Source organism: Paludibacterium yongneupense DSM 18731 (genome assembly GCF_000422925.1).
Classification (GTDB): Bacteria; Pseudomonadota; Gammaproteobacteria; order Burkholderiales; family Chromobacteriaceae; genus Paludibacterium; species Paludibacterium yongneupense.
In genome coordinates this window covers 235317-246068 of sequence record NZ_KE383958.1, presented here as the reverse complement: position 1 = coordinate 246068, position 10752 = coordinate 235317, and the positions used below count along the sequence as shown (strand labels likewise).

The following is a 10752-nucleotide window of genomic DNA, read 5'->3' as shown; positions in this document are numbered from 1 at the left end:
AGAACATGTCCAGCAGCTGCAGCAGCGGCGTATCGCTCGCCCAGCCCAGCGTCTTCGACATGCCGATCACCCCCATCAGCAGGCCGCAGGCCACGATCACCGGGATGATGGGGACGAAGATATTGGACAGCATCTGCGCAAAGCGCTGCGCCGGGTTGAGCTGCGACGCCGCCGCGTTCTTGTTGTCCTGCGTCGTCGACGCGCTGACCCCGGCCAGCTCGATGAAGGCCTCGTACACCTTGTTCACGGCGCCCTGTCCGATCACCACCTGCAACTGCCCGCCGTTGATGAAGCTGCCCTTGACCGCTTCCAGCCCGTCGAGCGCCGATTTCTGAATCAGCCCGTCGTCCTGCAGCACCAGCCGCAGGCGCGTCGCGCAATGGGCGGCGCTGACGATATTGTCCGCACCGCCGACCAGCGGCAGAATCGCCGCGGCCGTCTGTTGATGATCCATGTCGAACTCCTTGTGGTATCGTTACCATGCCGTGACGAAAAAAAAACTCACCCGCCGACGGTACGGACACTATCGCGAATTTGTAACTGATAACCCATGATGATTTTCTGCGCGGCAGCGACCGCGCCCTGCATCGCATCAACCAGCAAAGAGGCCGCCCGCGCCCCGGTCTGGAAATAATCGTAGCGAATCGTGGTGATGCGCGGCTGAAACACGGCGGCCAAGTCGATATCCCCCATCCCGGCCACCGACATCTGCGCGGGAACGACGATCCCGCGCTCGGCCAGCCGGCTGATCGCACCGACGGCCAGACGGTCGGTCACCGCCAGGATCGCACTGGGCGCCCGCCCCTGGTCCAGGATGCGATCGACCCCCCGCGCCGCGGACTGGAAGTCGAAGCCGCCCTGGATCATCAAGCCGGGATCGGCTTCGACCCCGGCTTCGCGCAATGCGTCGAGAAAACCCTGCTTGCGCTCTACCCCGACCTGGATGTCGAATTCGTGCACGCCGAGCAGGCCGATGCGGCGGTGGCCGCAGGACAGCAGGTAACGGGTCAGTGCCGCCGCCGCCGCGCGCTCGTCCTGCAGTACGCTGCTGATACCATGACGTGCGGCATCCTGCGCAATGACCACGACCGGAACCGGCATCTGCGCCATCGCCAGGCGGTGTGCTTCGCTCAATTCGGTCCCCAGCAGCAACACGCCGTTGACACGCTTCTCGCGGAACAGTTTGAGCGACTCGAGCTCGGACTGCGGATGGTTATCCGTGCTCGCCAGCAGCACACTGTAGCGTTGCTCGCTCAGAACCGACGACAGGCCGGCAACCATCTCGCCCGAAGTGTAAGAATTGATTTTTGGAATGATGACCCCCACCAGGCTCGACTGCTGCCGCTGCAGATCCTTGGCCAGCGAGCTGGGGACATAACCGGTCTCGGCAATCACCGCCTCGATGCGGGCGCGCACCTCGGCTTTGACATAGCCTGAATTATTGAGCACGCGCGACACCGTCGAGACAGACGTCTTGGCCAGACTGGCCACGTCGCGGATGCGTGTCACCGGATATGGTATCGTTTCCATAACAGCAGGCTATCGTTCACTGCCGCAGTTGTCAATGCATCAAAACGGCATCGGCCCCTCCCCGCTCCCTTCTTGTGTCATTCCCGCCAATTGCCATCCGGCGGTTGCCGCACCAGGGCCGGCGCATCCATGCCATCGTGGCCGAGCACACGCCGGCCGATGGCGAAGATGGCGATGCCGGCGAAGACACCGGCGATGCACCCGGCAAATGGCGGCCAGTCCAGCATCACACACAGAATCGAACCGCTCAGCGCGCCAGGCAGGCCGGCAGTCCAAAACGACAGGGCAAAAAGGTGGTCTTCTGCTTGGTCAGCCTGGCAGTGCGGGCACACTTTGCGAGGGGGGTCGACGCGACTTCCGCAATCAGGGCACAGCATGGGTCCTCCTGGGTCGGGTGGACGCCGAGCCGTCCGCCACCAGCTATTCAAACAACATAATAACCAACAGGAAAAATCCGCTTCTGTTCAAGATCAGACAAACTCGCCTCGCCAAACGGCCCGCAGTCGTCACATATCTGATTAGTGTTGTATAATCAGCGGCTTGTGGCGCAGCCATGACACGTGAACGCCGTGCATGGAAGATTTCGCGCCCACCCCCGCCCGCTCAGCGGGCTTTTTTGCTGCTAGACTCACGACCCGGTGTCAGGGCGAGGCCTGCGCTTCGCCGCAACCCACGTTGGAAGCGCTGTAAATGAAAAAGGTATACATCAAGACGTTCGGCTGCCAGATGAACGAATACGACTCGGACAAAATGGTCGACGTATTGGCGCAGTCCGAAGCGATGGTCAGAACCGACAATCTGGAAGAAGCCGACGTCATTCTGTTCAACACCTGCTCGGTCCGCGAAAAAGCACAGGAAAAGGTGTTTTCGGATCTCGGCCGTGTTCGGCAGTTGAAGGAAGACCGCCCCGACCTGCTCATCGGCGTAGGCGGCTGCGTGGCCTCGCAGGAAGGTGAAACCATCATCAAACGCGCCCCCTACGTTGACGTGGTGTTCGGGCCGCAAACCTTGCACCGGCTGCCCGACCTGATCAGGACGCGCCGGGCGAGCGGGCGCGCACAGGTCGATATTTCCTTCCCCGAAATCGAAAAATTCGACCACATCCCGCCAGCGCGGGTCGAAGGCGGCGCGGCCTTTGTCTCCATCATGGAGGGGTGTTCGAAGTACTGTTCCTACTGCGTGGTGCCTTACACGCGTGGCGAAGAAGTCTCCCGCCCCTTCGACGATGTACTGGCCGAGGTGGCCGGACTGACGCAGCAGGGCGTGAGGGAAATCACCCTGCTCGGTCAGAACGTCAATGCCTACCGCGGCGAAATGGCCGATGGCGAAATCGCCGATTTCGCCCTGCTGCTCGAGTATGTGCACGCCATTCCCGGCGTCGAGCGCCTGCGCTTCACGACCAGCCACCCTCGCGAGTTTACCGAACGGCTGATCCAGTGCTTCGCTACGCTGCCGAAACTCGTTTCGCACCTGCACCTGCCGGTGCAGAGCGGCTCCGACCGCATCCTGATGGCGATGAAGCGCGGCTATACCTCGCTGGAGTACAAGTCCATCGTTCGCAAATTGCGCGCGGTACGCCCCGACTTGTGCCTGAGCTCCGATTTCATCGTCGGTTTTCCCGGCGAAACCGAAGCCGACTTCGACGCGACACTGAAACTGGTCGCCGATGTGGGCTTCGACCTGAGCTATGTGTATATCTACAGCTCGCGCCCCGGCACGCCCGCCGCCAACCTGGCCGACGACACCCCGCACGAGGAGAAGGTGCGCCGGCTGGAAGCGCTCAATCGCCTGATCGAGACCAAGGTGTTCAGCATCAATCAGGGCATGGTGGGGACAGTCCAGCGGGTGCTGGTCGAGGGCGTGGCACGCCGGGACGAAGGCATGCTCGCGGCCCGCACGCTGAATAACCGGGTGGTCAACTTCGCAGGCCATCCGCGACTGATCAAGAGCACGATAGATGTCGTCATTACCGATGCGAACCCGCACTCGCTCATCGGCGAAGCGGTCGTCGCAGATCCTGCCGTGGAGTGATTTTGCAAACCGAGCATATCAGCTTTACCCCTGTCGATAACGAACGGCTCGCCAGCCTGTGCGGGCCGCTCGACGAGAACCTGAAACAAATCGAAGTCGGCCTCGACGTCAGCATTGTCCGGCGCGGCGAAAGCTTTCGCGTCAAGGGCGAGCAGGCCCGCCGCGCGATCGAGCTGCTGACGCGCTGCTACCTGCAGGCAGAGAAACGCGCACTCGACATCGACGACATTCAGCTCGGCCTGGTCGAAGCGCGCCAGAACACTGGCACGGACAGCGAGGATGAAGCACCGGTGCTGCATACCCGCCGCGGCGAACTGCGCGGCAGGACGCTGCGCCAGAGCCGCTACATCACGGCGATCCGCGAGCACGACATAACCTTCGGCATCGGCCCCGCCGGGACCGGCAAAACCTATCTGGCGGTAGCCTGCGCCGTCGACGCGATGGAACGCGACCAGATCAAGCGCATCGTGCTGGTGCGCCCGGCGGTGGAAGCCGGCGAAAAGCTCGGCTTCCTGCCCGGCGACCTTGCGCAGAAAGTCGACCCCTATCTGCGTCCGTTGTACGACGCGCTGCACGACCTGATGGGCTTCGACCGTGTGATCCGCCTGCTTGAAAAAAACCTGATCGAGATCGCGCCGCTCGCCTACATGCGCGGCCGTACGCTCAACAACGCATTCATCATTCTGGACGAAGCGCAGAACACCACGCCGGAACAGATGAAAATGTTCCTGACGCGCATCGGCTTCGGCTCGCGCGCGGTCATTACCGGCGACGTGACGCAGATCGACCTGGCGCGCAATCAGAAAAGCGGCCTGGTCGAAGTGGAAAACATCCTCGGGACGGTCCGCGGCATCCACTTCCATCATTTCACTAGCGAAGATGTGGTGCGCCATCCACTGGTGCAGAAAATCGTCGACGCCTACGAAGCCTGGGAAAATGAAAAGAGCTAAACGTTATAATCCGGTACGGCAGGCCGCCGAACGGCTGACCCTGAGCATCCAGTTCGCCACGGCGGCCGACGGCCTGCCCTCGGCGGCGGACCTGACGCGCTGGGCACTCGCCGCCTTGCGGCCGGGCCGCAGCAACGCCGAAGTCAACCTGCGCCTGGTCGCCGCCGATGAGGCGCGCGCCCTCAACCGCGACTTCCGCGGCAAGGACTACGCCACCAATGTCCTGACCTTTGCCCTGCATGAGGACGAAGACGAGGGGTACGCCACCGGACAGGATCTGTTCGGCGACATCGTGCTGAGCACCGACGTCGTTGCCAGCGAGGCGACCGCTCAGGGCATCGCCCTAAGCGCGCATTATGCCCATCTTGTGGTACACGGCATGTTGCATTTGCAGGGCTTCGACCACGAAGAGGATGACGAGGCTCAAATCATGGAAGCACTGGAAACTGTCATCATGCTTCGGTTAGGATATTCCGATCCCTACGCCATGGAGAAAGCCTGAACACATGGAAGACCCCGGCAAGCCCAGACCCAGTTGGCTGGAGCGCCTTTCCGCTCTGCTGCTGCGCGAACCCGAAGACAGGGAGCAGCTGGTTGAACAATTGCACGCGGCATTCGAGCGCAACCTGCTCGACGCCGACGCGCTCGGAATGATAGAAGGTGTACTGTCGGTCAGCGAGTTGATGGTGCGCGACGTCATGATCCCGCGCAGTCAGATCGACGTCATCCGGCAGGACGAGGCGATAGAAAGCCTGCTGCCCACCGTCATCAACAGCGGACACTCGCGCTTCCCCGTCATCGGCAACGATCGCGACGATGTCATCGGCATCCTGCTGGCCAAGGACTTGCTCCGCTATTTTCACAATCCCGAAACCTTCAGCCTGGCCGATGTCCTGCGCCCCCCGATCTTTGTACCCGAGACCAAACCGCTGAACGTGCTGCTCACCGATTTCCGCAGCACGCGCAACCATCTGGCCATTGCGGTCGATGAGTACGGCGGTGTCGCCGGCCTGGTCACCATCGAAGATGTGATCGAGCAGATCGTCGGCGATATCGAGGACGAGTTCGACCCGGAAGGCGAAGAAGAACTTATCGTACCGGTGCGTGGCCAGCGCTACCGCGTCAGCGCCCTGACCCAGATCGACAATTTCAACGCCTACTTCGACACCCGCTTCCCGGATACCGAGCTGGACACGGTCGGCGGGCTTGTGATGTCAGTCTGCGGCACCGTCCCGAAACGCGGCGAAACCTGCGATGTGGAGGGACTGCGCTTTACCGTGCTAAAAGCCGACAGCCGTCGTCTGCACACCCTGCTGGTGGAAAAAATCCATTTCAGCACCGAACGACCGGACAGCCACTAGCCGATGCGTACCTTTCCGTCCTGCCTCGCCGCCACGCTTGCCGGCGCCGCCACCCTGTTCGCCTTTGCCCCGTGGCGCCTTTTCTGGCTGATGCCGCTGTCGCTCGCGGCCCTGGCCTGGATCGTCGAAAAAAATCGCGACCGCGCGTTTGCCTGCGGTTATTTGTGGGGAGCCGCAGCCTATCTCGGCAACTTTCACTGGGTATACAACAGCCTGCACGACATCGCCGACATGCCATCCTGGCTGGCGCTGCCGCTGACGGCCCTGCTGCCCGGTTATCTGGCGCTCTATCCCGCACTGGCGGTTCGCGTCGCCGCACGACTGGGGCACACCCCGCTTACCCGCTGGTCACTGGTTTTTCCCGCCTCCTGGCTGCTCGGCGAATGGCTGCGCGGCGTCCTGTTCACCGGCTTCCCCTGGGGCCAGATCGCGTACTCGCAAATCACGGAGAGCCCGCTGGCCGGCTTCGCGCCCGTCACCGGCATCTATGGGGTCAGCCTGCTGCTCGCCCTGCTTTCCGGACTGCTCGCCACGCTGGCCTTGACGGACTGGCGCTGGCGCACAGGCCGCCCCGTGCCCCCCGACTGGCGCCGCCGCATCGCACTGGCGGGGGGAATAGCCGCAATCGCTCTTGCCGGCAGCGCCCTGAAATCCATCAGTTGGACCGAACCGGTCGGTAAGCCGCTGACGGTAGCGCTCGCACAAGGCAATATTCCGCAAAGCATCAAGTGGGATCCGGTTTCCTACCAATCGACGCTGGAGCTTTACTATCGCCAGGTCGCCGAGACGCGCGCCGACCTGATGATCCTTCCTGAAACGGCGCTGCCAGTCTTCCTCGAGCAACTGCCGCCCGGCTATTTGTCCATGCTGGCCGGCGACGCACAGCGGCACGGCATGGCGGTTGCGCTCGGCGTGGTACGCCAGAGTCCCGACGGGCAGCACTATTACAATGCGGTCGTGGCCCCGACCGAAGTCGGCTTGCCCGGCTATGCCAAGGACCATCTGGTCCCCTTCGGCGAGTTCATTCCCCTGCCGGCGTTGACCGGCTGGATCTACCGCTTCATGAATATGCCGATGTCCGGTTTTAGCCGCGGCGGCGCCGACCAGCCCCCTTTGACGCTGGCCGGACAGCAGGTCGCGTTCAATATCTGCTACGAGGACAGCTTCGGTGAAGAATTGATCGGTCCTGCCGCGCACGCCACCTTGCTCGCCAATGTCAGCAACCTGGCCTGGTTCGGCAAAAGCAGCGCGGCCAGCCTGCATTTGCAGATGTCGCAGACACGTGCGCTGGAAACGGGGCGCTATATGCTGCGCGCGACCAATACCGGCATGACGGGGATCATTCTGCCCAATGGCGAGGTCTCGGAAGTCGCGGCGCCGTTCTCGCGCCAGGTACTGGAAGGACAGGTGGAGGGGCGGCGCGGGCTCACGCCATACATGAGAAGCGGCAACGCCCCGACGCTGATCGTGGCGTTGCTCATGTTGCTGCTCGCCTGGCGCCTGCCCCGCAGCGCCCGCGTGCCGGCTTACAGCCGGAAACGCGACACCAGCTCGCGCAATTGATCGGACAGACCGCGCATCTCGACGACGGCTTCGGACACGGTGGCCGAAGCCGTCGCGTTATTGCTGCTGCTTAGTGCGATCTTTTCGACGAGCTGCGCGATTTCCTGGCTGGCCTTGCCCTGCTCGGCCAGGGAACCGGAAATCTCGTTGACGGCTTGCACCACCGCCATCGCGCTCTCCCGGATGCGGGCGACGGCAACACCGCCTTGCTCGGCCAGCGCCAAGCCGGCGCCAACCCGCTCGACCGCCTCCCCCATATACTGATGCGACGTCTGCGAGCTACTCTGGATATCGGCAATCATACCGGCAATTTCCTGCGTCGCCGTGCCGGTGCGTTCCGATAGTTTGCGCACTTCATCCGCCACCACGGCAAAGCCGCGTCCGGTCTCGCCCGCGCGTGCCGCCTCGATCGCGGCATTCAGCGCCAGCAGATTGGTCTGGTCCGAAATGTCGCGGATGACCTGCATGATGGTCGAAATTCGCTGCACCTTGTCCGCCAACTGCCCTATCGTGCCCGCCGTATTGCCGACCGATTCGTGGATGCGCCGCATTTCCTGCGCCGCCTGCGCGATAACGTCGCTTCCCTCTTGCGATTGCTGACCGGACACCTCCGACAAATTCCGCGCATCGTTGGCATTGTCCGATATATGCTGGATGCTGACCGTCAGTTGCTCGACCGCCGCCGCCATCGATGCCGCCGCCTGGCTCTGCTGTTCGGACCCCTGCGCGACAGCTACCGCATTCTCCGTCACATGCGCGCTCGTCGAGGACAAACGCTTGGAGCTCATCGAAATCTCGCGGACCAGTTTGCGCAGCTGCTGCTGCATATTCGCCACCGACGCGAGCAAGCTGCTCTGATCCCCTGCCGCCAGCACCACTTCTTCATCCAGCTGATTACTGGCAATGCGCTGCACCACGACCGTCGTCACCAAGGGATCGGCACCGAGCTGACGCAGGATATTTCGAATCAACAGCATGCTCATGCCCAGCATCAGCAGCAATACGACCACCATCTCGGCAGCGAAACGCCATAGGGCGTGAAAGAAAAGGGCATCGACATCATCCACATACATGCCGGTACCGATGCGCCAGTGCCAGCGCTCCGAAGTGGTGATATAGGCAATCTTGGGCTGCGGCAGTTCCGAACCGGCCCGCGGAAAATAATAGTTGATATAGCCTTTGCCCCCGCCCTGCTCCATCGCTTGCGCAAACAACGCACCGATGCTTTGACCGGACGAGGGATCCTTGAGATTATGCGGGTCGCTGCCGACCAGGGCCGGCTTGGGCCCGATCACAACGTAATGAGTAAAGTCGTAATTTATTACGAAGAAATAATTGCCATTATCATACCGTATCGCCGACAACGCCCCCGCCGCCAAAGCCTGAGCCTGCGCCTCCCCGAGCCGGCCGCTAGCGGCCTGATCTTCAAAATTCCTCACCAGAGTCGCCGCCACGTCGACCTGGTTACGAACCTGTTCCTGACGACTGGACAGCATCGACGCTCGCTGGTGAAACAGACTGACCGCGCCCAGACCACAGATCAGCAACATCGCCGCAGCGACCAGGCCCAGCAACTGTCCCCGCAAGGTCATCCGATTAAACCGATTCATACCGCCCCCCAATTTGAATTTTTTCTTTGTAATACGCCACTCCCATCAGTATAACGACCATGATATGAAATTCTGTAAAGAGAAATAGGCAAGCCGCGCTTGCGACATGGAATTCTCCGGCTTCAAAGCCCAAAAAAACCGGCCCCATGGGCCGGCTGGCTCGTGCACAGACAGGTGCACCGCTAATATCCCGCCCCTCGGCGGGGCGGGAGGGACACTCATCGATTTACCGGCATCGCAAACTCGGCTCCGAGCGCTTCCGGCCAGCGCGTCGTCACCGCCTTGTGCCGCGAGTAGAAGCGTACCCCTTCGGGGCCATGCATATGCACGTCGCCGAACAGGGATGCTTTCCAACCGCCAAAACTGTGGAAGGCCATGGGCACCGGCAGCGGCACATTGACCCCGACCATGCCGACTTCGACCCGGTGCGCGAATTCGCGCGCCGCGCCGCCGGAACGCGTGAAAATACTGGTGCCATTAGCAAACGCATGCCCGTTCACCAAACGCAGGGCCGATTCGAAATCAGGCACCCGGACAATGGCCAGTACCGGACCGAATAATTCCTCGCGATAGACATCCATGTCCGGCGTCACGGCATCAAACAGGCATGGCCCCATGAAAAATCCGTTCTCGCGCCCAGGATGTCGGTAAGCACGACCGTCGACCACCAGATGCGCGCCCTGCGCAAGCGCGTGATCGACATGCCTGAGCACCGAGTCGCGGTGGGCGGCGGTGATCAGCGGGCCCATTTCGGCGCTGGCATCGTCGCCATGCCCGACCTTGATCGCACGCACCCGCGCCGCCAGTTTCTCCAACAGCGCATCCGCCCCATCCCCGACCGCCACCGCCACCGAGATCGCCATGCAGCGCTCGCCAGCCGAACCGAAGGCGGCCCCGATCAGCGCCGAAACCGCCTGCTCCAGGTCGGCATCCGGCATCACGACCATGTGATTCTTGGCTCCGCCCAGCGCTTGCACCCTCTTGCCGTGCCGAGTGCCGGTCTCGTAGACATGCCGCGCGACAGGGGTCGAGCCGACAAAGCTGACGGCAGCGACATCGGGATGAACGAGTAACGCGTCGACCGCGTGCCTGTCGCCTTGCACGACATTGAAGACGCCGTCGGGCAGGCCGGCTTCGCGCAACAGTTCAGCCAGAAACAGGGCCGCCGACGGAGCGCGCTCGGAAGGCTTGAGCACGAAGGTATTGCCGCAGGCCAGCGCAAGCGGAAACATCCACAGCGGGACCATCGCCGGAAAATTGAACGGCGTGATCCCGACCACCACCCCCAGCGCCTGGCGTACAGTATAGGCATCGACTCCGCTGCCGACCTGCTCGGTAATCTCCCCTTTCAATAACTGTGGAATACCGCAGGCAAACTCCACGACCTCGAGTCCGCGCGCCACCTCGCCCAACGCATCCGAAACCAGCTTGCCATGCTCCCGCGAGATCAATCGTGCGAGAGTCTCGCGCTGCTGCTCCAGCAGTTCCCTGAAACGAAACAGCACGCGTGCACGTCGCAACGGCGGCAGCGCCGACCAGGCAGGCAAAGCCGCACGCGCGCACGCCACGGCGGCATCGGCCTCGCCTTCGTCGGCCAGCGCAAGCTGTGCCACCACCTCACCAGCGGACGGGTCGTAGACGTCGACGTGGCGCCCGCTGGTGCCGGGGCAAATCCGTCCCGCCATGAAATGACCTAGTGTTGGCATC

Annotated in this window: 10 protein-coding genes; 5 read left to right on the top strand and 5 right to left on the bottom strand. The window is 62.4% G+C overall.

The features are described 5' to 3' along the window. The 3 genes from G520_RS0117955 to G520_RS0117945 all read right to left on the bottom strand — a co-directional run. On the bottom strand, window positions 1-454 hold a 454-nt coding region (locus tag G520_RS0117955; RefSeq protein ID WP_028536867.1), incomplete at its 3' end, for a glucose PTS transporter subunit EIIB. A 47-nt stretch (window positions 455-501) separates the two neighbouring features. Continuing rightward, window positions 502-1530 carry a LacI family DNA-binding transcriptional regulator gene (locus tag G520_RS0117950; protein ID WP_028536866.1) on the bottom strand — a complete coding sequence of 343 codons (1029 nt, stop codon included), beginning with the start codon at window positions 1528-1530 and terminating at the stop codon, window positions 502-504. Window positions 1531-1607: 77 nt separating this feature from the next. Further along, window positions 1608-1907 (bottom strand): zinc ribbon domain-containing protein, encoded by a 300-nt coding sequence (locus G520_RS0117945; protein ID WP_028536865.1) that lies wholly within the window; start codon window positions 1905-1907, stop codon window positions 1608-1610. A 313-nt stretch (window positions 1908-2220) separates the two neighbouring features. Here G520_RS0117945 and miaB point away from each other — a divergent pair, with 313 nt between their 5' ends. Genes miaB through lnt form a run of 5 tightly spaced genes read left to right on the top strand, consistent with a single transcriptional unit; the run spans window position 2221 to window position 7435 of the window. Then, entirely contained in the window at window positions 2221-3561 is a 1341-nt protein-coding gene (miaB, locus tag G520_RS0117940; RefSeq protein ID WP_028536864.1) for a tRNA (N6-isopentenyl adenosine(37)-C2)-methylthiotransferase MiaB, read from the top strand. Next, window positions 3561-4511 carry a PhoH family protein gene (locus G520_RS0117935; RefSeq protein WP_211222870.1) on the top strand — a complete coding sequence of 317 codons (951 nt, stop codon included), beginning with the start codon at window positions 3561-3563 and terminating at the stop codon, window positions 4509-4511. Before miaB ends, G520_RS0117935 begins: the two co-directional genes overlap by 1 nt. Continuing rightward, the gene (ybeY, locus tag G520_RS0117930) at window positions 4498-5013 is read left to right on the top strand and encodes an rRNA maturation RNase YbeY (protein WP_028536862.1); all 516 of its coding nucleotides are present in this window, start codon (window positions 4498-4500) and stop codon (window positions 5011-5013) included. The genes G520_RS0117935 and ybeY overlap by 14 nt, the downstream gene beginning before the upstream one ends. A 4-nt stretch (window positions 5014-5017) precedes the next feature. Next, window positions 5018-5872, top strand: a complete 855-nt coding sequence (locus G520_RS0117925; protein WP_028536861.1) for a CorC family transporter — start codon at window positions 5018-5020, stop codon at window positions 5870-5872. Window positions 5873-5875: 3 nt separating this feature from the next. Further along, window positions 5876-7435 carry an apolipoprotein N-acyltransferase gene (gene lnt, locus G520_RS23360; protein ID WP_051229502.1) on the top strand — a complete coding sequence of 520 codons (1560 nt, stop codon included), beginning with the start codon at window positions 5876-5878 and terminating at the stop codon, window positions 7433-7435. Here the strand turns inward: lnt and G520_RS0117915 are convergent. Together G520_RS0117915 and G520_RS0117910 are read right to left on the bottom strand one after the other, a co-directional pair. Next, entirely contained in the window at window positions 7399-9045 is a 1647-nt protein-coding gene (locus tag G520_RS0117915) for a methyl-accepting chemotaxis protein (RefSeq protein WP_028536860.1), read from the bottom strand. The genes lnt and G520_RS0117915 overlap by 37 nt on opposite strands. Before the next feature lie 218 nt (window positions 9046-9263). Beyond that, a complete protein-coding gene (locus G520_RS0117910; RefSeq protein ID WP_028536859.1) occupies window positions 9264-10751 on the bottom strand; it encodes a CoA-acylating methylmalonate-semialdehyde dehydrogenase in 1488 nt (495 codons plus the stop codon). Between the last annotated feature and the right edge of the window lies 1 nt (window position 10752).